The 22,290-nt window shown below is 42.5% G+C and carries 22 protein-coding genes and 1 riboswitch; of the genes, 15 read left to right on the forward strand and 7 right to left on the reverse strand.

From position 1 onward, the window contains the following. The first annotated feature begins 61 nt into the window (after window positions 1-61). The 6 genes from E0E36_RS12950 to E0E36_RS12975 all read left to right on the forward strand — a co-directional run bounded on the left by E0E36_RS12950 (window position 62) and on the right by E0E36_RS12975 (window position 4,562). Complete coding sequence (locus tag E0E36_RS12950) at window positions 62-247, forward strand: CsbD family protein (RefSeq protein WP_130856317.1); 186 nt, start codon at window positions 62-64, stop codon at window positions 245-247. 433 nt (window positions 248-680) lie between these two features. Next, window positions 681-1,532, forward strand: a complete 852-nt coding sequence (locus E0E36_RS12955; protein ID WP_130856318.1) for an STAS domain-containing protein — start codon at window positions 681-683, stop codon at window positions 1,530-1,532. 24 nt (window positions 1,533-1,556) lie between these two features. After that, entirely contained in the window at window positions 1,557-1,970 is a 414-nt protein-coding gene (locus E0E36_RS12960) for an STAS domain-containing protein (RefSeq protein WP_130856319.1), read from the forward strand. After that, window positions 1,942-2,364, forward strand: a complete 423-nt coding sequence (locus E0E36_RS12965) for an anti-sigma regulatory factor (RefSeq protein WP_130856320.1) — start codon at window positions 1,942-1,944, stop codon at window positions 2,362-2,364. The genes E0E36_RS12960 and E0E36_RS12965 overlap by 29 nt, the downstream gene beginning before the upstream one ends. Beyond that, complete coding sequence (locus E0E36_RS12970) at window positions 2,357-3,364, forward strand: SpoIIE family protein phosphatase (protein WP_130856321.1); 1,008 nt, start codon at window positions 2,357-2,359, stop codon at window positions 3,362-3,364. Before E0E36_RS12965 ends, E0E36_RS12970 begins: the two co-directional genes overlap by 8 nt. Before the next feature lies 1 nt (window position 3,365). Next, window positions 3,366-4,562 carry a sensor histidine kinase gene (locus tag E0E36_RS12975; RefSeq protein ID WP_165446982.1) on the forward strand — a complete coding sequence of 399 codons (1,197 nt, stop codon included), beginning with the start codon at window positions 3,366-3,368 and terminating at the stop codon, window positions 4,560-4,562. Between the two features lie 169 nt (window positions 4,563-4,731). Here E0E36_RS12975 and E0E36_RS12980 read toward each other — a convergent pair whose 3' ends face one another. After that, on the reverse strand, window positions 4,732-5,187 hold the full coding sequence (locus tag E0E36_RS12980) for a PA2169 family four-helix-bundle protein (RefSeq protein WP_130856323.1): 456 nt from the start codon (window positions 5,185-5,187) through the stop codon (window positions 4,732-4,734). A 171-nt stretch (window positions 5,188-5,358) separates the two neighbouring features. On the opposite strand from E0E36_RS12980, the gene E0E36_RS12985 reads away from it, so the two are divergent. The 4 genes from E0E36_RS12985 to E0E36_RS13000 all read left to right on the forward strand — a co-directional run bounded on the left by E0E36_RS12985 (window position 5,359) and on the right by E0E36_RS13000 (window position 7,520). Then, window positions 5,359-5,823 carry a BLUF domain-containing protein gene (locus E0E36_RS12985; protein ID WP_130856324.1) on the forward strand — a complete coding sequence of 155 codons (465 nt, stop codon included), beginning with the start codon at window positions 5,359-5,361 and terminating at the stop codon, window positions 5,821-5,823. A 61-nt stretch (window positions 5,824-5,884) separates the two neighbouring features. Beyond that, window positions 5,885-6,745, forward strand: coding sequence for an SDR family oxidoreductase (locus tag E0E36_RS12990; RefSeq protein ID WP_130856325.1), 861 nt, complete (start codon window positions 5,885-5,887; stop codon window positions 6,743-6,745). A 52-nt stretch (window positions 6,746-6,797) separates the two neighbouring features. Further along, window positions 6,798-7,211 (forward strand): winged helix-turn-helix transcriptional regulator, encoded by a 414-nt coding sequence (locus tag E0E36_RS12995; protein WP_130856326.1) that lies wholly within the window; start codon window positions 6,798-6,800, stop codon window positions 7,209-7,211. Between the two features lie 54 nt (window positions 7,212-7,265). Continuing rightward, a complete protein-coding gene (locus E0E36_RS13000; RefSeq protein WP_130856327.1) occupies window positions 7,266-7,520 on the forward strand; it encodes a hypothetical protein in 255 nt (84 codons plus the stop codon). On the opposite strand, the gene E0E36_RS13005 is transcribed toward E0E36_RS13000, so the two are convergent. Next, complete coding sequence (locus tag E0E36_RS13005; protein ID WP_130856328.1) at window positions 7,513-9,354, reverse strand: FG-GAP-like repeat-containing protein; 1,842 nt, start codon at window positions 9,352-9,354, stop codon at window positions 7,513-7,515. The genes E0E36_RS13000 and E0E36_RS13005 overlap by 8 nt on opposite strands. A gap of 349 nt (window positions 9,355-9,703) precedes the next feature. Between E0E36_RS13005 and E0E36_RS13010 the strand changes: the two genes are divergently transcribed. Both E0E36_RS13010 and E0E36_RS13015 read left to right on the forward strand, forming a co-directional pair. Then, window positions 9,704-9,937 (forward strand): hypothetical protein, encoded by a 234-nt coding sequence (locus E0E36_RS13010; protein WP_130856329.1) that lies wholly within the window; start codon window positions 9,704-9,706, stop codon window positions 9,935-9,937. Window positions 9,938-10,147: 210 nt separating this feature from the next. Then, a complete protein-coding gene (locus E0E36_RS13015; RefSeq protein WP_130856330.1) occupies window positions 10,148-10,804 on the forward strand; it encodes a response regulator transcription factor in 657 nt (218 codons plus the stop codon). A gap of 96 nt (window positions 10,805-10,900) precedes the next feature. On the opposite strand, the gene E0E36_RS13020 is transcribed toward E0E36_RS13015, so the two are convergent. The 3 genes from E0E36_RS13020 to E0E36_RS13030 form a co-directional block, all read right to left on the reverse strand. Beyond that, complete coding sequence (locus E0E36_RS13020; RefSeq protein WP_130856331.1) at window positions 10,901-11,812, reverse strand: molybdate ABC transporter substrate-binding protein; 912 nt, start codon at window positions 11,810-11,812, stop codon at window positions 10,901-10,903. 71 nt (window positions 11,813-11,883) lie between these two features. After that, entirely contained in the window at window positions 11,884-12,357 is a 474-nt protein-coding gene (locus E0E36_RS13025; protein ID WP_130856332.1) for a DsrE family protein, read from the reverse strand. 19 nt (window positions 12,358-12,376) lie between these two features. Further along, window positions 12,377-13,417: a c-type cytochrome gene (locus tag E0E36_RS13030; protein ID WP_130856333.1), complete on the reverse strand. Its 1,041-nt coding sequence runs from the start codon at window positions 13,415-13,417 to the stop codon at window positions 12,377-12,379. Window positions 13,418-13,809: 392 nt separating this feature from the next. Between E0E36_RS13030 and pncA the strand changes: the two genes are divergently transcribed. The 3 genes from pncA to E0E36_RS13045 all read left to right on the forward strand — a co-directional run bounded on the left by pncA (window position 13,810) and on the right by E0E36_RS13045 (window position 16,493). After that, the gene (pncA, locus tag E0E36_RS13035) at window positions 13,810-14,400 is read left to right on the forward strand and encodes a bifunctional nicotinamidase/pyrazinamidase (RefSeq protein ID WP_130856334.1); all 591 of its coding nucleotides are present in this window, start codon (window positions 13,810-13,812) and stop codon (window positions 14,398-14,400) included. A 227-nt stretch (window positions 14,401-14,627) separates the two neighbouring features. After that, window positions 14,628-15,461, forward strand: coding sequence for an MOSC domain-containing protein (locus E0E36_RS13040; RefSeq protein WP_130856335.1), 834 nt, complete (start codon window positions 14,628-14,630; stop codon window positions 15,459-15,461). Between the two features lie 301 nt (window positions 15,462-15,762). Beyond that, a riboswitch (TPP riboswitch) is annotated at window positions 15,763-15,857 on the forward strand. Window positions 15,858-15,905: 48 nt separating this feature from the next. Continuing rightward, complete coding sequence (locus tag E0E36_RS13045; protein WP_242627204.1) at window positions 15,906-16,493, forward strand: CDP-alcohol phosphatidyltransferase family protein; 588 nt, start codon at window positions 15,906-15,908, stop codon at window positions 16,491-16,493. Here E0E36_RS13045 and E0E36_RS13050 read toward each other — a convergent pair. Together E0E36_RS13050 and E0E36_RS13055 are read right to left on the reverse strand one after the other, a co-directional pair. Next, the gene (locus tag E0E36_RS13050) at window positions 16,490-20,539 is read right to left on the reverse strand and encodes a chemotaxis protein CheB (RefSeq protein ID WP_130856336.1); all 4,050 of its coding nucleotides are present in this window, start codon (window positions 20,537-20,539) and stop codon (window positions 16,490-16,492) included. The two genes, E0E36_RS13045 and E0E36_RS13050, sit on opposite strands and share 4 nt — an antisense overlap. 27 nt (window positions 20,540-20,566) lie before the next feature. Then, window positions 20,567-22,069, reverse strand: coding sequence for a GAF domain-containing protein (locus E0E36_RS13055; protein WP_130856337.1), 1,503 nt, complete (start codon window positions 22,067-22,069; stop codon window positions 20,567-20,569). Between the last annotated feature and the right edge of the window lie 221 nt (window positions 22,070-22,290).

Raw genomic sequence — 22,290 nt, forward strand, 5'->3', positions numbered from 1 at the left:
TATTCAAACAAATAGGCATGGGCGGCGTTATTAAATAAACAACAAAAAGAGGAGACAGGTTATGGACGATTTAAAATTAAAAGGTTCGTGGAACGAGCTGAAAGGAAAAGTGAAACAGAAATGGGGTGAATTAACGGATGACGATTTAACCTATGCAGAAGGACAGGAAGAAGAATTGATCGGTAAGCTTCAAAAGAAGACCGGCCAAACACGAGAAGAAGTTGTCAACTATTTAAATAGCCTTTAGACTAGTTCACATAGAAGAAGAGGCCTTATTCTTCGGAATAGGGCCTCTTTGTTTTTATTCGTAAATGTTTACCTCTTAATAATTGTCCAAATTGATAACACTATTTCCCGAACCGGATATAAACTCCCATTATTTCTCAAACTAACACGATAAATGCTATAATCAGTGGTAAAGATCTTATACCATGGCTATAGCTAGGCTTCTATATTTGGAGTGCTAACCCTTCGAAGGATAGTCGAAACAGCTGATCTTATTCATAAACCGAATAATGGCAAACATTAAGTTGGCATTTTATATCTGCGCTGTACTGGCAATGCAGCGAAGGGCCAGATTGCAAAAGTGACAGAAAAATATTCGGCGGATGAGAATCAGCTGACCAATTTTCTTTTTTGTGAAAAATACTGTAACATTACAAAATAATTTAACTAATACGATGGCAGCAGAAATCACAAAAATCTTTAAGAAGAAAAAGGCGGCAATTGCCGATCGCTGGATGAAAAACCAGCTCGCCGATGAGTTGTTAAGGGAGGACTTAATCAGCAATGAAGAGTTACGGGAAGAGTCGGACGAATTGGTTGAGGCGCTGATAAAAAGCATAAACGAGAAAAATCTAGGCAGTCCCGAATCTTCGGATTTCGACCATGTGATTGAGTTATTAGGCGGCATATCGTTGTCTAGAGCTAAACAAGGCTTTAGCCCGAGAGAAACGGGCCTCTATATTATGAGCCTGAAGGAAGCCTTGCTGCAAGTTTTGCAGGAGGAAATTAAAGATCCTGCTGAGTTATTAGCCGCAACATTGAATGTTAGCCGTTTGGTTGACAGCTTTTCCATCGTAACCTTCGAAACTTTTATAAAAGGCCGTGAGGAGGTAATTCTACGCCAGACAGACGAAATCAGCGAAATATCGACGCCGGTTATTCGTGTTTGGGATGGCATATTGGCCTTGCCGATTATTGGTACTTTAGACAGCGCGCGGACACAGGTGGTCATGGAAAACTTACTGACGGAGATCGTTGAGTCTGGCAGCAGCATAGCCATATTAGACATATCGGGCGTGCCCACAGTCGATTCGCTGGTTGCTCAGCATCTGCTCAAAACGGTCAGTGCGACCCGTTTGATGGGAGCGGAGTGCATCATCAGCGGGATCCGTCCCGAAATTGCGCAAACGATCGTTCATTTGGGTATCGACTTAACCGGCATTGTTACCAAGGCGTCCCTCGCCAGTGCCTTGGCATTTGCCTTTACATCATTAAAGCTAGAAGTAAAAAAAGTGGTCAGCAGGTAATTCCGTTGGTTTAAATTATAGGTGATGGATAGAATTCCAATATTGAAAATGGGCCAGTTTTTACTGGTCACAATTCAGGTAGATTTATACGATCGCTTAGCGCTGGAGTTAGAGGCCGACTTGGTAAAAATGGTAAGTAAAACCGGGGCAAAAGGGATATTGATTGACATCTCAGCCGTTAGTATCGTTGACTCCTTCATGGGTAGAATCATTGGTAATATAGGGGTGATGTCTAAGTTGTTAGATGCGGAAACGGTTGTGGTAGGCATGCAGCCCGCAGTGGCCATCACATTGGTTGAACTTGGTTTGCCCTTGCAGGGTGTCTACACGGCGCTAAATGTGGAAAGAGGCATGGATCTATTGAGATCAAAGGTTCAGTTGACAGAAGAAGATGAAACAGATCCTACAAATGATAACGAAGATTATCTCGCTGAATAAAGACAATATGTCTATTGGTAGGGAGCAGGATGTAGTGCCCTTTCGTAATCGGGTAAAGGAGTACGCCGTAAAAATTAAGATGAGTTTGGTGAATCAAACGAAGCTCATCACGGCGGCAAGCGAGCTTGTGCGGAACATGTTACGTTATGCTAACGGCGGTGATGTACTGATCGAGATCGTCTCTTTAGGTCGACAACACGGTGTAAGGCTCACATTTAATGATAAGGGGCCGGGGATAGCGGACATCAAGCTGGCCATGAAAGATGGCTATTCTACCGGTAAAAGTTTAGGACTGGGTTTGCCGGGCGCAAAGCGGCTCGTGAATGAATTTGAGATAAAAAGTGAATTAGGAGCTGGAACGAAGGTTACCATAACAAAATGGGCTAATGGTTGACGCTACGCATCAGCGCTTTTTTGCTGCAGACCGGAGTTATTTTTCCATCTTAAAGAAAGAGATACACAGCATGGTGGCTTCGGCGGGCTTTGATCCGAAGAAAATTGATAAAATTGATTTAATACTGGCCGAATTAACCTCCAATCTACACAAATATACAAAAGGTGGCGAAATTTTAGCAGGCATTATGGGCGATGCTGATCTTAGCTATGTCGAACTGATTTGCATCGATAATGGGCCGGGCATGAAGGATGCTAAATCGATGTTGGTGGACGGTGTATCAACCAAAAGTACCTTGGGGCATGGTTTGGGTAGCATATCGCGCTTATCAGACGAATTTGATTTGTTTTCCCAACCAAATTGGGGAACTATCGTGCTCAGCAGAGTATATAAACATACGGTGCGGAAAAAGGAAAAGGTTGCCGTAGATGTACGACCGCTCGTGATTGCCAAGCCGAGCGAGCTCACCAGTGGGGATGGCTTTTACAAAAAAATCATTGGAAACAACATCAAATTCATGTTAGCTGATGGTTTGGGGCATGGGCCAGACGCTAATTTAGCAATGAACGCTGCGGTGGAAGCGTTTAAGCGTTGTCCTTTCGATTCGCCAACGGAAATTATCCAGTTCATACATCCGGAAGTACGCAAAACACGGGGCCTGGTTGCGACAGTTGCGGTACTTGACACGAAAACAAAACATTTGAAAATTTCCGGTGTTGGTAATATCTCAACGAGATTACAAGGCGCTGTACTTTCAAAAACGCAGCTTCCGTATAATGGTATTATTGGACATAACATTCCGCGAACTATGAACGACCACATATTAGATATACGCTATTATAGCAAATTGATTCTATGCTCCGATGGCATCCGGTCACGATGGGAGATTAACAAATATCCGCAAATAATCCGGCATGATCCCTCCGTTTTGGCCGCAGCTATTTATAAAGACTATGCCCGACAAACCGATGACATGTCTGTTGTTGTTATCAATATGTAAAATGACTGAATTGGCCTATATTACCCTCGAAAATGAAATGGATCTGACGCTCGCTTATAAAAAGTCGATCCAAGTAGCCGAATTGATTAAATTGACGGTGGCTACGCAAACAGTTTTTGCTACGGCAGTGTCCGAGGTCAGCAGGGAAATTATGGATAAAGCTTTTGAAGGTGCCTGTACCATTGGCTTTACACAAGTGAAAGACCGCTATGCGCTCAGCGCGAAGCTGCGCTTTCGTATTGATGAAGACTTTCCAAAACATAATGAGGGTTTTGATTACGCGCGCAAGCTAGTGCCTTTAATGGAAGCGAGCTTCTCAGAACAAGAGGGTTTTGTTTTGCTACAGATGGCGATTCCAACATCCAGTAAGATGGACGAACAAAAGATGGTTCTTATTAAACGGCAGATTAGCCTTCAAGGGCCAATCAGTGCGTATGAGGAATTAAAATTGCGAAATGCCGCACTCAGTTCAACTAATCAGGAACAAGAGCTTGAACTCATACATGCGAAGTACTTAAGCGAGCAGAAGAGTGAGTTCCTATCAATAGCTAGTCATGAATTGAATACACCAATTACAATATTGAGAGCTTTATCACAAATTTCGCTGCGGCTGGTTGATCCCAATGAGATTAAATTGTACGGTCACTTGCAAAAGGTGGAAAAGCAGGCAGGAAAACTGGTGACGCTTACGCAGCAGTTGCTCGATGTTTCTAAAATAGAACACGGCCAATTTACGTACAATAAAGAGTGGGTGCCCTTCAAGGATTTTATGTTGTCGGTCATCGAGTCTTTTAAATTATTAGCCCCTGCCCATAAAATTTCGTATGAATTAGGTGCCGACTGTGAAATGCAAATCGATAAAAATCGCATTGAACAGGCGTTGGCTAATATTGTAGGTAATGCTATCAAATATTCCGAAAAGGGAACAACCATATCGATTAGGACAGCTGTTCAAGATGATGTCGTGCGGATTACGGTTGCAGATGAAGGTATCGGTATGTCGAATGAAACGCTAGCGAAGATCTTTGAAAAATTTTATCGCAGCGATATGGCTCATTCCCAATACAAAGGACTGGGTATCGGTCTTTTCGTGGCTTCGAAGATTATCAGTGATCATTTTGGATCCATAAATGTTAAAAGTGAAGAAGGAATGGGGTCATCATTCGCGATCGATTTTCCAAAATTGATACTCCGATAACCTATATATATTGAAATCTCCGTAACAAAATAGCTATACATCTTTTTTGATATTGTAATTGTCTATTGAAACGCAAATACGTTAACGCCGTCCTTTAAAAAAATCCCTCTTATGAGGGATTCATTTTTACGACCATAACCAAAGACTAAAAGGCAATTCTGTGATGTACTTACACTTCGCTGTCGCGTAAAGCTTTAATCTTATCGTGCGATAACTTTAAACTTGCTTTTTGTTTCTGAATAAGCGCAAGGGTGTCTGGCGCAAGTTCATTTTCTTCAATTGCCATCTTGTACGCTTTCTGTGCTGCATCTTCGCCTCCTTCGCAGCTTGCCAGTACCGACTTTCGATCGCTTCCCGTAAACATGGCTTTCACATCCATCCAAGCCCGATAGATTTTTCCACTGGCGGTGGTGCCTTCTTCAATTTCAGCACCGGTCTTTTGAACTTCTGATATCAGTTCCATGTTATAGTTCCGACTCTCCTGAATCATATCCCGAAAAAGAGCTGCCAGATCCGTATTCGCGTCATCCAATTCTTCGATGGCTCTTTCATAACCGGCGATCCGATCATTATTGATTTCGATTAGATCATTTAATACCTCTGCTTTAACTTTCGTGTTTTCCATTGTTTTTCTTTTTTTAAGTAAATGTATGGACGCCCATGTACTATATGGGTTCCCATAGAAGTCAACAGGTTTATTTTGAATTTGTTTTGTGTCGTCGCAAAACCGTGTAAATGACCACATCACAAAGGCGGCATGGTTTTGGTTCTTCTTTTATCGTACTAAAACAACCTTATGAAAGAAGAAACCTATCAATTAATCTATACGAGCCAAGCTACGTCTTTGTTGTCGGTCGATCAGCTCCGAAAAATAGATCAAAAAGCAACCTTTTATAACCCCATCCATGATATTACCGGAATCTTGTTGTATGCCGAAGGCTTATTTTCGTCCAAGCTACAGGGAAGATTTTTAGGCGTATTGGAAGGCTCTTTTGAAGCGCTTGAGAAGCTAGCACGGATTATTCAGAAAGACGGCCGCCATTTCAACCTTGTTGTACTGTATATGGGGCTACGCGAGCACCGAGATTATATCCGCTGGAGACTTGGTTATAGGAAGAAAGAAAATAAAAACGACATTATTAGTCTTGACGAATTTTTTGATATTGATTTGCTTTTCGCTGAAAATGACTTAGAGAAAGAACAATATCTGTCACAGTTTATATATTTTGAGAATTACGGCAATTCAATGAGCGGAGCCTAATGTAAACAAGTCCTGCTTATGGTTGTTAATTAATCATTCATAAACAGTATAAGATTACAGGATGATGGAAAACACAAAAAACAATCGACCGGAAAAGCAACACCGCCAGCCGGGTATAGAAGCAGAGATGAATCCCGCGCCTGAGTACATAAAAGATAGTTATAAGGCCGCAGGTAAATTGGAGGGAAAAGTCGCTTTGATTACGGGAGGTGACAGCGGTATTGGGCGGTCTGTTACCGTTCATTATGCCAAGGAAGGAGCAGATGTTGCCATTGTTTACCTGGATGAGGATGTAGACGCGGAGAGAACAAAGCAGTTAGTAGAGGAAGCCGGGCGAAAATGTCTATTAATAAAAGGCGACGTGAAAGACAGTGCATTCTGTAAAGATGCCGTAAAAAAGACCGTGGCGCATTTTGGCAAATTAAATGTGCTGGTAAATAATGCGGGCATGCAATTTCCACAAAAGGATGTGAAGAATATCACAGATGAGCAATTAGATATTACCTTCCGTACGAACATTTACGCGTACTTCTATTTTGCGGAAGCAGCATTGGAACACATGACCGCGGGCGATAGCATTATCAATACGACCTCGGTTACGGCTTATCGATCTTCCCCTGCCTTGATAGACTATTCATCTACGAAGGGTGCGATTACTACTTTTACGCGATCATTGGCTACGAATCTGAGTGAAAAGAATATTCGGGTAAATGGTGTAGCGCCAGGCCCGGTATGGACACCGCTGATTGTATCGACATTCGACGAGAAAAAGATTCAGGAGTTTGGTAGTGAAACAGCTATGAAACGTGCCGGGCAGCCTTCAGAACTCGGCCCCGCTTATGTGTTTTTAGCTTCGGACGATGCTTCTTTTATAACCGGACAGGTGATCCATGTGAATGGGGGAGAAGTGATCAATGGATAATTGGTAGCATAATTGCAATTTTTTTGTCTGCAATTGAATGGACAAATAAATTATGGCTATGACTACTGATTCCGTTGATGGATCGATATTTTATTTCGATGACGCTAAACTTGATTTCCTCGAAGAGACGATGTGTGTGTTGAACGGGAAGTGGAAGCTACGGATTATTGTTGCACTTTCAAAAGAAGTTTGCACGTTTAAAGATATTCAGGATGTGGTTGATGGCATATCGGCCCATTGCCTAGCGAAAGAACTCAGGCATCTGCAACTGCATGGCCTTGTGCAGAAAAAAATTAACATGAAGCTACGTCCCCTGCGCATCGAATACTATCTTACCAAATATGTCGAAACGCTTCAAGATGTATTTCAAACGCTGAGCGATTGGGGGCAAATGCACCGATTTAAGCGAAGCGGTGATACAGACTGCTACGAAGACTTGGGTAGAAGAAAACAGGAAAGTTTTTAACGATGCGCAACGAACGGAAAAAAATAGCGGCGGTAAAACTATTTTGGCAAATAGGTGTCATGTTTAGCAAATAGTACAGGTCGTACACAAAATATTACGGTTGATGGGGTGGAAGCGGACATCCGCCTATTATGTGTAAAAACGGGAGTGTCAAAAGGTGGTGAACACCTAGAAAACGCGTCATTGCGAGGGAGAATGACGAAACAATCTGCGGTTTTACATCGTTGTCATCGCCTACCAGGCCAGCAGGGCGGCAATGACAACGATGATGAACTTTATACACCTCCTTTTCTAATTATGATTACTTAGCGAAGTAATTCCGTAGGTTACCCTCATTTTCCGCATAATCCCATCGGATTTGATCTGCTTTTCCATCACCAGTGATGTCTGCATAATAGAAGTTGGTATTGGCGCTCTGCGAGGTGCCTCTTAGTGAATAAATAGGGCCGTCAAAAGTATTACCGGTAGTTGAATAGTAAGCTTTTATTTTGCCCAAATATAGATCCGGACGCCAGTAGATTTTATCGGCCCGGCCATCACCATTGATATCCGCAAAATAGAAGGTAGTGGATGCCGAAACGCTGGTGGCGCCTGAATTGCTGAAGGCGCTGGATGCTGTGAAGGTACCATCACCATCGGAGAGATACACCATGGTTTTTCCGGCGTTTAAGCTTGGATGCCATAGCATTTTATCGGCTTTGCCGTCACCGTTTACGTCAGCATAATAGAAAGTGGTACCGGCGGTGGTGCTGGCGCCTTCTGAACCGTTAACTACCATACCACTAAAGTTGCCGCCCGACGTGGCAAGGTATACCCTTGTTTTACCCGAATCGAAAGTCGAGTTCCAATAAATTTTATCGGCCTTGCCGTCACCATTCACATCGGCGAAATGAAATACTGTAGTCTTGCCTGCGCTCGTTCCTTCGGGATTATCCACGACGGTCGAACTGAAATTACCGCCCGTGGTCGCCAAATAGACGCGGGTGTGACCGGCATTTAAGTTTGGATCCCATAAAATCTGATCGGCCTTACCATCGCCGTTCACATCCGCATAATGATAACGGCTAGTGCTTAGGGAGGAAGTGCCGGCGGCATGCGCAATTGCCGAAGCGGCAAAAGTGCCATCTCCATTGGAAAGGAATACTTGTGGCCTACCGCTATCATAGGTGGGGTTCCAATAAATCTTGTCCTGTTTCCCATCGCCATTTACGTCGGCAAAATAAAAGTTGGTACCGGCACTGCTGCTTTTGCCATTGACATCGTTGTGCGGGCCGCCAAAGATGCAAGGGACATAAGTAGCTATGATGGGCCAATGATCGGAAGGCCAATAACCGTTATAGCTGGTGGTAATAACACGAGAAGAGGTGAAGGCCATGCTTCTGTCGCTCATAATCCAATCCAATTTGGAACTGCCTGTAGCATCCCAGCCGTGAAAGGTATAGTCGCCTGAGCTATCTCCCAAGGCATCTACCACGTCCAATTCATTTTTGAGATTTAAAATTTCGGTGGTACCAGGCTTTGCATTAAAATCACCAAACACAATCACCGGCAGGTTGTCCGTATTCTCTTGCTTTACCAAGGCCGCCAGCGCTTTCGCATTCTCAATTCGTATAGCTTGCGAATCATATTGCCAATGACTGTTACTGATAAAGTATCGGTTGGAGGTGATTTTATCTTGTAATACCACCCAGGTAGCGGTATTGATGATAGGTGAGGCACCTAATCGTGAGGTGCCGCTTCGTTGAAGACTAAAACGTACATTTTTAAAAAAAATGGCTTTGGGTGTGCCGGTGATCCTTGTGTCGTAATATTCGCCATAACCCAGATCAGCCATTTGGACTCTAAACCACGTTTCGAAGGAGTCGTCAGAAAATTCCTGTACGCCAAACACGTCGGGGGCACTGTCTACAATAATCTGACGGATACTTCCCTTTCGCTCATCAATGCTTTGCGGATCGCTGTCATCATGATGCCTGACATTAAAGGATAAGACTTTAAAAGGGTTTCCACTGGCGAGCAAGGCAAGATTAGGCGCCGCTTGTAAGGAGGCTGCTTTAGCTGAATCATTAGGGGCGTTCATTTCTACCTGTTTGCAGGCTGCTAAACATAACACGCTTGCAACGACTAAGACTGTTTTTTTCATCCTATAAATATTTAAGTTTTGGTAAGCTTATTTGTACGTTGATGTAAACTGCCGCCGCTGCCTCTATCTGAAAATCTATACCGATCTCGTCAACAATAAACAAGCATAAATGAATAATATTAAAGAGACAAGATAGGTGTTTTTAAGAAAATGAAATATTATTTAATTAATAAATAAATGTTAGGAAATGATGTACAACTTGTATAAGGGGACGTCGCTACATAATCTTCTGAGCCAAATCATTAGGTAGGCGACGTGATGCTCATTTAAAAAGGAAAACATGATAAAAGTCATTTTTTTTAAAATAAAATAGCGTAATTTTGTCCAACTATCTTATTGAAATGCAGTTATGCCCCTAAGTTTAGAATCCCTTGGAAAACTGCTCAAGGCAGAAATCCATACAATAGGCGATATTAGCCTTATTCCTTTGAATGAACATTATATCTTGACAGAAAATCCGATTAATAAAGAGGTAGAATTGGATAACTTGGAAACCTATGAATCTATTTCACTTTCGACGTATGATATTACCGATATCCTGGATTTTAAATCGATCCATCTACTCAAGAATTATTACCAATAATAGGCTTAATAGAAGCCTGCAATAAATACCAGATTTATTTGCTTGTGATCATTGAGAATATTTCCCACAATTTCGCATTTAATCATGCCGGCCCGATAATAGTGGCTATTATACTTGATGAACCGAAATAATTTCAGTTACTTTATTCATCAATTATAAAGCTAGGAAAGCGAATCAAACCTGGTTCGATCAACTATAATTCGGTAGCCTATGAAAGCAACCATTGGCATTGTGGAGGATCACACGTTAGTGTTAAAGTCCTTGGAAATTATTATTAGCTCTTTCTCTTGTTTTGAGGTGACTTTACTGGCGGATAGCGGTTTCTCTCTATTTGAACAGTTAGACAAAGGGGAATCGGTACCGGATATTTTGTTAATAGACGTGCTCATGCCTGAAATGAACGGAGATGAGGTGGCAGCACGCGTCAAAAAAAAATATGCAAACGTTAAATTGGTTGCGATTTCCGGGCTCGACGATTCGGTCAGTGTTATGAAAATGATCCGAGCCGGTTGTTGTGCGTATTTGCAAAAAAATATAGAATTAGAAGAATTGGAAGGTGCACTTCAGGAGATATGGATGAAGGGTTATTACAACAATTACCTGACGAACATGGGGTTTCAGGCTTCCAATACAGATTGGATGGACTTAAGAGACCGAGAATTGGAGTTTCTTCGTTTAGCTTGTTCCGACTTAAATTACCATGAAATAGCTGATTGCATGTGCCTTTCCATTAAAACAATCGACGGTTATCGGGCTTGCTTGTTTGCGAAATTTGGTGTGAAAAGTAGAGTGGGTTTAGTGTTGGAAGCATTAAAACATAATCTAATCTCTTTAACATCGCAAGCCTATTTGAAACGTAAGTATTAGTTTACTTGCTCCACCCTCCGCGTAATCAAAGGTGGTAAATAATAAAAAGAACAAGGCTGTCTTAAAAGCGAGACTGCCTTGCTCCATGACTAACTTTTAGTCGGTTTCAAAGCCATATTTCTTGTAGATCGCTTTTGCTTCATCGGAGGCTAAATAGTCGATAAAGTCGGCAGCCGCCCGAGGATGGGGTGCTTGCTTTAACTTACCGGCCATGTAAGTCGCGCGTATGTTCTGTTCATCCGCTATCGGAATCAATTCAACCGGGTGGCCGATCATTTTCTGATAATAAGCTTCGGAGTACCACACGGGGGCCACATCGCTTTGTCCGTATAATATACGCAGTGGACTTTCACGATGATGGATGCGTGTTAAATAAGTACGGTTGTTTTTTACTTTTGTCTGCATGATGGTTTCATACAAAGTTTCACCTCCGGCTTTTTTATAAGCGGCTTCAATCTGACGCCCGATTCCCTCCCAAGCCGGGTTCGGCATGCTGACCCGAATATCTTTTTTTCCTAGATCTTTTAAGGCCTTAATTTTTTTCGGATTTTTCTTTGGAACCATTAAGGCTAATTTATTGTACGCATAGACTTCCGTACGATCAAAATAGCTTGCCATCTCTGTTATCCGATTTTTTCCTGCGGTATAGACATCGGGTTGATGGGTAATCCGTAGATTGCCCATAGTCAGCGATCCGCCTTCTATTTGCTTTGCCAATATACCGGGCGGAAGTGTTTCAGCAAAGATGCGCTGGTACTCGGGATGCTTCTCCTTAAATCCACTAAGTAGCTCATCGATGCACATAAATTGATTACCCGCGAAGAATACAACGAGTTGCGGATTTTCCACATCACCATATAAATCAGGTGCATTGTTTATACCAGGCACGGTAAATTGGACACTCGATTCCGGTGGCGTATTCCAAGGCGGGTCATAATGGTGCCCTTGTTGTGCCTTAGCCAAGTGAAGGGTGAGTATACTTGCCATAAAAAAGAATGTTGTCTTCATGTTTTGATTTGTTATTGTGTTTGTTCTCTTGATCATTGTCTTGTTTCCTGTGTGTTCTGATTGGTAAGCGATCAAGGCTTAATAATCGTCCAGCCCTGGGCTGAGCGAATAACCAACTCGCCATTTCCACTGGGTACATAGGCAATAAAGTCATACAACTCTTCTTTTTTCAGTTTTCTTTCCTTTAAAGAATTTAAACATTGGGCTACAATTACGCCTTGATCGATTAAGCTTTTTAATGCGGCTTCATATTTGCCATTTTTTAGGTACGCTTCCGTACCTCCCGAGAAAGCAATCAGCTCTATTTCGATTTTTCCTTTTAGTCGCGGATCTTGCAGTACATTGTTGATGTTCCGTATGGCCTTTTCGATGGTAGCCGGAGCGTTACTATCCAGTTGATAGATGGCGCGATACCGAGGTTGGATCGCCTCGGCACCTTGATAAGCCCTGTTACGGATAATGGCTTGGCTATCTTGGGCATAAACAAAAGATGCTAGACTTAAAAATAAAGCAGTAGCGAGAATAAATGGTTTCAATGATTTCATGATCGATATGGTATTAATGTTAAAAATTAAAAGGTCCTAATTTATGTTGTGTTATGGTAATCCGATCTATATAAGGCGGATAAGGGCAATCCTTTGGCTTTTTGGTCAGATCGGGATAGTCCAATTCTTTATTTGCTTTTTGCGGTCTGCTAAAGGAATTGATATAAGCAGCTACGTCATAGGCCTCTTCATCCGTTAAAATCGGGTCTTCGGCAGTTGCGCCCAAGGGCATATTCCCTTTGATGAATCGAGCCGCTGTCAGTAAACGGGCCATGCCTGCTCCGTCATTGAAAGAATCGTTGCCCCAAAGCGGAGGGTATAGATAACCTTTTCCGTCGCCACTTTTACCTCGACGGCTACCCTGTCCATTTTCGCCATGACAAGTTATACAATATCTTTTGAATACAGCGGCTCCTTTTATCCTATCAGCTGCTCGATTGGGTTTGTTTAGTTGAACGAATCCTTGCCCCTCGATACGCTTACCGATTGCGACATCTCGGCTGAGATGCTTTATGTAGCTGATCATAGCGCGCATCTCTTTACTATCAACCGGAATAGCTTTTCCATTCATGCTTCGTTCAAAGCAACCATTGATACGCTCTTCTAAAGATTCAACTTTATTTTCGCGTCCGATGTAAATAGGGAAGACTCCGGATAAACCAATATAGGGTGCAGCGTAAGCTTTGGTGCCTCCATTTAGATGGCAACTGGAGCAGGCTAGATTGTTACCGGTAACCATTCCTTCCTTTACTTCCGGACCTAGATATTTATAGGTTTCCGTGATTAATCGATGGCCGTAAGCAGCTAGTTCACCTTCTTTACTATTGTCGAAAGGTCTGATTACGGCCTCACTTACGTAGGATAGATAGTCGCCTGCTGTCGTTTTTTCCGCATTAGGGCCGACTACGGGAACCTGTACGGTCCTGCCATGGAGGATATAAATACACGACCCGATTAATAGCAAGATAAGGCACGTAAGGATTTTCGTGTACTTTGTCAAGCGATAAACTTCCTGCCGGGCCGTCTCATCATCTGTAAAAGTTTCTTTTATCTTTTCCATGGTGGCAAATCTAGGTGCTATCTGTATCAGATTTAAACGAGCTTTTTTTATAGGGTATAACCGGAAGTTATGGAGGTTTTGGTTGAATTGTTAAGTAGTTGAGTCGTTGAATAGTTAAGTGGTTAAGTCGTTGAGTAGTTAATTTAGCTAATGTGATGATGTGACAATTAGCCAATGTGATGATGAGCATGCTAGTGGCTGAAAGCTGATTTCTGATACCTAAAAGCTAATGCCTAAAGCCTATTGCCTATGGCTTATAGCTTGATTAGCCAATGTGATGATGAACAGGCTAGTGGCTGAAAGCTAAAAGCTAATGCCTAAAGCCTATTGCCTAAGGCTTATAGCCTAAAAGGAAAATACGTATTTTTGAAAGTAAGTGAATAGTATCTGAAATGAAAGCACTAATTATTATCGATATACAACTCGATTTTTTGCCGGGAGGCGCTCTTGCGGTGGAACGAGGGGACGAAGTTATTCCGATTATCAATGAATTGCAATCGTCTTACAAGTTAGTAGTAGCTACGCAGGATTGGCATCCGGCAAATCATAAAAGTTTTTTTACTGAACATCCGGGAAAGCAGGTTTTTGAGCGAATTCAATGGAATGGCTTGGAGCAAGTGCTTTGGCCGGTACACTGTGTACAGGGAACAGAGGGAGCGGCCTTAGCACCGAAACTGTCAACGAATGCGGTCGAAGCTATTTTTAGAAAGGGCATGGATCAACATATTGATAGCTACAGCGGCTTTTTTGATAATGGAAGGAAGAAATCGACAGGTATGGCGGACTTTTTAAAGGGAAGAGGTGTAACAGAAGTAGCAGTTTGTGGTCTTGCAGCCGATTATTGCGTCTATTATACAGCCAATGATGCCCTTGACCTGGGATTTAAAGCCGGTATTATTGAACACGCCTCCCGTGCCATTGATCCGGAACGATATCAACGGCTGAAGCTCGATTTCCAAGAAAAAGGAGGACAGATTTTATAAGTATTACAAATAGAATGCTTTGTCGTGCCTCCTCGCAGAAACGCTCCTATCCACGTCCTTGCCTGCCTACCGCAGGCAGGCGACATGAAGAAGTGGAGTCTGGAAAGAAGTGAAGCAATCTAGGTATTATAAGCAGGCGTCATTTCCGATAATCATATTAAAAATATCCCACGTTCATTTGAAAACCACGCAAGCGTTTCTATTTTTGTTTACTATACTCATAGCCTATGCTAAAAATTAGCGAACTCTTTATTTATCCGATCAAATCGTTGGGTGGTATTGCGCTTTCGGAGGCCGAAGTCACCGATAGAGGCTTTAAATACGATCGGCGATGGATGTTGATCGATGAAAACAATCAATTTCTTACGCAACGCGTCCACCCGCAAATGGCTTTGTTTAAGCTTGAGATGGGGGGTGATGGCTTGTCGGTAACGCATCCTGAACGGGGGAAAATGCATATACCTTTTGAGCCGGTTGAAGCTCAATTAAGCGAAGTTGTCATCTGGGAAGATACTTGTCAAGCGGTTTCCGTGAGCCGTGAGGTGGATGCCTGGTTTAGTGATGCCCTGGGCTTGACCTGCCGATTGGTGTATATGCCTGACAGTACCACGCGCGAAGTGGATCAACGCTACGCGCCTAAAGGCATGATTACTTCTTTTTCGGATGCTTACCCTTTTTTGATAATAGGACAAGCATCGTTGGATGACTTAAACGCCCGGCTGGAGATCGCTCTTCCCATGAATCGCTTTAGGCCTAATATCGTATTTACAGGGGGCGCTGCCTTTGAAGAGGATCGCATGAACCATATACGAATTGGTGGCACGATCGATTTTTACGGCGTTAAGCTTTGTGCGCGGTGTGTGATGACTACAATTGATCAACAAAGTGCAAAAAAGGCGAAAGAACCGTTAAAAACATTGGCCTCGTACCGTTCAAGGGAAAAGAAAATTCTATTCGGACAGAATCTTATACATCAAGGTAGTGGTTTTGTTAAGGTTGGCGACCCTTTGGAAGTGCTGAGTACCCACACGGAGGAACGTTTTATAGTGGGAGGTAGTTGAGTAGTTGGGGCTTTAAATGGTTGAGTTGTTAAATAGTTAAGTCGTTAAATAGTTGAGTAGTTAAATGGTTGGCTTGTTAAATAGTTGGGTGGTTGAATGGTTCATTCGTTGAGCAGACTTATCATAGGAATGGCTGACAGTTACGATAGCAATAGCAGGAGGACGTTACGCGTAGGGCAAACTATTCACTATTAACAATTCCCTTATTCACTGTTTATAGCTTATAGCCTATAGCGTAAAGCTTTTAGCTTTTTTAAAAAAAAATCCAAACAAAAAAGAGACCACTATGTTATCTATATAGATTTTTTTAAAGGGGTGGCTTTTAATAAGTCTGAGAATAAACCCATTGAACCTGATTTGGGTAATGCCAACGAAGGAATTAAAAAAGTCAAGGCGGCCTAGGTAGAAACTTGGGCCGTCTTTTTTAGTGCAAAAGGCTTGTATATGCATAAGGGAAGCTATTATATGGTTAACGGCATTACGTTTTATCGTTTAATAGCCGCTCCTTTTCTCCTGTTTCTTATTTTTTCTGAACAGCTTAACTGGTTCAAATGGTTACTAGCCTTCAGCTTTTTTACCGATGCCATCGACGGGTTTTTGGCTAGAAAGTACAAGGTTGTGAGTGTTATGGGCGCCAAGATGGACTCCATTGCGGACGATTTAACCATATTGGTGGCCGTTATTGGGCTATTTGTCTATCACAAGGATTTCCTATACAGGGAGTATAGTTGGATACTCGTATTGCTTATTCTCTTTCTCATTCAAGTTGGCTCAGCGTTGATTCGTTACGGAAAATTTACCAGCTTTCATACCTACCTCGCTAAAGTGGCCGCCGTTGCCCAAGCACTTTTCTTAATACCGTCATTTTTTCTTACCACGCCTTCTTTACCCTTATTTTATATCGCGATCGCCTTGACGACTTTAGATCTACTCGAAGAAACCATCATGGTGTGGCTGTTGCCCAAGTGGAAAGCCGACGTCAAGGGGATAAAGGAAGCGCTGCGAGTGCGACGGAAGCAAAATCCAAGCTAGGCCTGTTGAATGGGTAGACTGAACCAAAACGTGGAACCTTCGCCTGGTGAACTGACTGCGCCGATTTGACCCTGATGACGCTTAATGATGTCCGACGAAATGAACAGGCCTAAACCCAGTCCTGAAAATTGTGACGACGATTCCTCTACGCGGAAAAAGCGGTCAAATACCAGATCGAGCTTTTCCTGTGGTATGCCGATGCCGTAATCTTTTACCGAAATCTTCACTTCGGACTCGTTCCGTTCTGTAAATAAGTCAACCTTGTCCGCTTTGGGCGAATACTTGATGGCATTGGTCAAAAAATTAATCAATACCTGCTCAATGCGGTTTTTATCGGCATATACATCGACATCTATATTGCCGTGTATTTGAATCGTATGGCCCCCCATATTTTTTACCTCGTACACACAATCTTGTATCAATTCATTGATGTTAAACGTTGATTTCTGTAAGATAATCTTTCCTGCCTGAATCTTCGTTACGTCCAGCAGATTTTCGATTAAGAAAGTAATCTTGTCGACCTGCTGATTAGCTTTCGCTACAAATGTTTTAAGCATACCATTGGGCCCGCCTTTTTCCGCTAGTCGATCGATAAGCTGCAAGCTGGCTTTCATGCTTGTAATAGGCGTTTTTAATTCGTGGCTGGCAATGCTCATAAACTCATCCTTCTTGGTAGCTAATTCCCTGGTAGCTAACTCGGCTTCTTTTAATGTACTTACATCCATTAATGAGCTGATTACTCGAAAAGGCATACCGGACTCATTATTCAGGATAAAACTTCTATCGAACACGTGGCAGTAAGAGCCATCCCCTTTGTGAAAACGATATTCGCCGCTCCATTGTTCGGCACCTTGGTTAATCGCTTTAAGCAAATCTTTTCGTACAGCTTTCACATCCTCGGGATGGATTTTGCTGAACCATTGATTGATTTCCTTTAAATTCTCTTCCGACTTATAGGCGAAGATGGAATAGAAATTATCGCTGTACCATACCGTATTATTAACAAGATCCCAATCGCGTATGCAGTCGTTGGTGGCACGAGCTACCAACCGAAAACGTTCTTCGCTGAGGGCCAATTCCGCTGTTCTTTTCGCTACCTCGTCTTCCAAGCCACTATTCAGATTCTTTAACTGTTCGCGGGTAACAACCAGTTCATTATAGTTTTTGCGCAGTCTGTCTGTCGTCTCTCGTTGCAGGGTAATATCATTAAAAGTGAGCGCCAGGCCGTCTCTCATTTTAACCATACTTATCTCAAACCACTGTTCGCGGTTGTCGATCTGTAAATTACAGGCAATCTTACGAGCAGTTCCGGAAGAATAGGTGTCAAGTAGTTTTTTGGTGACCCGCTGGCCGAGGCGTTTGCTTAAATGCCCGAAAAAGGACGGATGTTCTTTATGAATAGCTAGTTTATCTAACAGATTGATTCCTGCTTCATTCTGGGTGAGCAAGGCAAATTGTTGATCGGGGCTTGAAGCGTCTTTATTGACCGCTAGCACAAATATGGCTTCTAAGCTGGCATCAAATACGGCTTTGATGATGCTGTTCAGGTTTTCCAAAGCGGAAATATCAATGAAGCTTAATACAAGGCCATCAATCTCTTTGTCGCGCCGAACAAAAGGATAAATACGCATAAGGTAGATGCGGCTATCCTGTAATTGCACCTCTTTTTCGTAAAAGCCTTTGTCGCTTTGCGCTTTCTTAATATCTTCCAACAGGTTATCATTGGCAAGATTATTGGAAATATGGCCGATGGGCCGTCCGATGTCACCTTCTATTAAATTAATCAGGCGCATGGCTTGCGGGTTAAACTTCCGGATTTTTAAATCCTTGTCCAGAAATACCTGACCGACCTCCGTGCTTTTGAAGTAATTGTCAAGGTCATCATTCAACTCGATGAGCTCCTTAATCTTCAGCTGGTGCTCCGTGTTTAATGTATGCAACTCCTCATTGAGCGACTGCAACTCTTCGTTGGAACTTTGTAACTCTTCGTTACTGGATAATAATTCTTCATTGGAGCTCTGGAGTTCTTCATTGGTTGTCTCCAATCCTTCTATCGCCAATTGCAAATTATTACGTGTTTCGCTCAATTGCTCTTCCAGCTCTTGAATGTAGCGCTTTTCATCCGGGGAATCGCTGCGCGGCGTAAACGTCGATAGGGGTTCATGTTCCCGCAGCGGGATGGTTGCATCAATAAAGACCAGCATGGATAAATGCTCGTGTGGAGGTGCCGCTGGGTGTATGTGAATATTTACATGATTGATCTGGTCATTCTTATGGAAGCTTAAGCCGGTTAACGATACTTTTATTCCTTCTTGTCTCGATTCACGTATGGCATTGCTCAATGGTAGTTTTACCTCCTCGGGAACCATACTGAGGATATTCAAATTCAGCTTTTTTTTGGGAAGGCTCAAATAATTGTGGTAGTTGCCGAGGGTTTCTTTGACCTCATTGTAGCCGTCTATATAGATAACGGTATAACCGAGTTCGTCCAACATGAGTTGTTGAAAATCACGACGAAGGCTTTCACTGACACTCAGTGATTCAGTGGCTTTCCTGGGAACATACGAAGTGCTGACGGTACCAAGTGCATTGCCATATTCACCCAAGTACTTTTTCAGTTGATGTGGTGATCTTTTGAAAATTTTCCATTTGCCCGATATTTGCTCAAACCCATTTTCAAGAGCCCCGGTGGTTTCACTGGGTCCTAAAAATAAGGCACCGCCCGGTTTCAGGGCAAAATGAAAGATCGACAATATTTTCTCTTGCAATACCTTGTTCATGTAGATCAGCATATTGCGACAACTGATCAGATCGTTCTTTATAAAAGCCGGATCTTTGATGACATTATGGTGAGCGAAAACAACTTGCTTTCGAATACGTGGTATAACGGTATAGTGATTATCCTCTAGCGTGAAATAGCGTTTCAATATCGAAGAGGGTACATCTTTTTCAATGGATAAGGGATATCGATTTCTGCTGGCAAGTCGAATGTTACTTTCATCGACATCGGTGGCAAAAATCTTTACCGGAAGCCGAGTTGCCGTCTGCTGAAGGTATTGATCCAGCGATATGGCCAATGAATAGGCTTCCTCGCCGGTACTACAGGCACAAACCCATATCTTAAAGGTCTCCCCGGTTGCTTTTTGCTTGACCAGCGATGGGTAAACTTGTTCTTCTAGGTAACGGAACGCTTCGGGGTCCCGAAAAAAACGCGTCACATTGATTAATAAATCATTTGCTAAACTATGCACCTCGTCCGCATTTCCTTCCAGGAATTCGATGTATTTTTGAACGCTTTTTATTTGCTGCAGCCGTATGCGCCGCGAAATACGGCGGATAATCGTCGGCGTTTTATAATAATTGAAGTCGCGATCACTGTTTTCATGCACCAGCGCTAAAATACGATCCACCTGTTGATCGTTCAGCTCACCGCTCAGCGCTTCATCTTCCCCATTCATGAGCTGTATATAATCCAGCATCTGCTGAGGCATTTCCTTAGGAGACAATATCGCATCCGCATAGCCACTCATAATGGCCATATTAGGCATGCCGTCAAATTTAGCTGTATTCGGCTCTTGTACGAGCACATAGCCTTTGTTCTTTTTTATAGCCTGAATACCTTTGGTACCATCACTTCCCGTACCGGAGAGGATGACGGCAATGGCCCTTTCCTGTTGGTCATTTGCCAGCGAGTCCAAAAAAATATCAATGGCGTTGTTGGGAACATTGTTGACCACTTTTTCGGCTAAGCATAAGGTCCCATTATGAATGGTCATGCTCATCCGATTAGGGATGACATAAATAGCCGCTCGCTCCACCGCCATATTGTCTTTGGCTTCCAGCACTTTCATTTGGGTATGCTTGGAAACCAATTCCACTAAAAGACTCTTATAATCGGGCGATAAATGTTGTATAATGATAAAAGATAATTGTGAAAAATCCTGTACGGCATCGAAAAAGCTATTGATAGCTTCTAAGCCACCGGCAGAGGCTCCAATGGCTACTATATAATGGGCCGTTTCTCTTATATCCTTTTTTTCGGTCATAGAAAGATGATACTGCAATAATAATAATTATTCCTGCGCATTTTTACTTAAATACTCAAATACGTAGAGTCGGATGGCGTGAGCTGCCTCTTTTTCTTCCTCTTTCCAAGGGATGGATGAGTTCTTCACCTCTTGTTTCCAAATCCGGAAGGAATTACGTGGATGATAAGTGCCGGCATCCTGCTCGAAATTCACGGCTTCGTTTGGATTTCCTCCCCAGTCAATGGTATAAGGGTGTTCAGATCTAAAACACAACAGATAATTTCCCTTGTGTTTGTCTATTTCGATGGCCAATAAACCGCTGGCCATATTCGAGTACGCTTGCGCTTCTTCAAATTCATTTGTCATACTATTACTAACAAAAACCGGTTCTAATTGCTTTTCCTGTAACCAAAAGACAAGGTTTTGTAATTGCTCTTCGGTTGGAACAGCGCCGGTGCTATAGTATTTATTGTCGTATATTAATACGGCCCCTTGCGCACTAAATAGTTTCAATAAATGATATTCGTTATCAAAAAGTGCTTTTTCAAGGGAAACTTCGCGGTATAGATTGCGAAGGATAGCATTTTTATGAGTTGAGATGGTGCTGTTGAAAGCAAAGGTCTCGGCATTTAACAGATTGGCAAGTTGTTTCGAAACAAAATCAGCCAGTAGCTCAAACTGACAGCAGGTTTCGAAATTCGGGTAGCGCGGTGTATTATGATGAAAGGAGATCAGCCCCCAAAGTGTATCATTTACGAGAAGCCGCACAGACATGCTGGCATCTACTTCCATATTATGCAGGTATTCCAAATGCACCGGTGCAACACTCCGTAGATGGCAATCAGACAAATCAACAAACGACATACTGAGTGGGTTGATAATCGGGTAAAGCTTTACCGGTTCATAATGGGAGGTCGGTATCAAGCGATAGGGGCTTTTTTTATAGAGTTCTCTTGCGCTCTTCGGAATATCGGAAGCCGGGAATTGTTGGCCTAAATAGCTCACCTTCCCGCTATGGTTTGCCTCCGCAACGACTTTTCCATTCCAATTTTCATCGAACTGATAAATCATCACGCGATCAAAACCTGAAAGTAGCTGGAATTGATGGGCCGTAGCTGATAAAAGTGTGGGCAGGTCATGCTTTTGTTCTAGCTCTGCAAAATTATACCGAAGCGCTTGATAAATTTCCAAAAAACTTTTTTCTTCGCTTGTGGGGCTTAATTCTACTAATAGATAAGGCCCTTTCATATGGATTAGCGCTAAAAATAAGCTGTCGGCCAAACGTAGACGAAACGGAATCTTTTGACTGCTGAAGTGGTTGCCGGTAAGCCTTTCAGTATGCAGCGGTTCGTCCAGCCAATCATTGATAGTGGTTCCGATAATGGCATCTAGGGGCTGATTGAATAGCGCTGCTATGTTTTCGCTTACTTGTACGATCTCCAAATGTTCCGGATCTAAAACTAAGAGATACCCATGAGGCTGAATTAAATTAACATTATGTAGGGGTATTTTTCCGCAAAATTCAGCATCATAGTTTCTGATCGTCATGTTATCGTTCTCCTGTAATTTGTAGCGCTTTTTCGTAAAAGTACTATTTAATAAATTAATTGTTGTCTCTTCCGGTTTACAAAGTACCCTTAAGGGACTAAATCGGACTTAATCATCTTAATAAAACGAAGAAGCAAAACTTTTGTTTCATCCTGTTAGGATATTTTTTTTCTTTAGACGAAACGATTTGATTGCCTATCTGCCGTTTCAATTTCGTGTAG

It is taken from the genome of Olivibacter jilunii (assembly GCF_900607235.1).
GTDB lineage: Bacteria > Bacteroidota > Bacteroidia > Sphingobacteriales > Sphingobacteriaceae > Olivibacter > Olivibacter oleidegradans.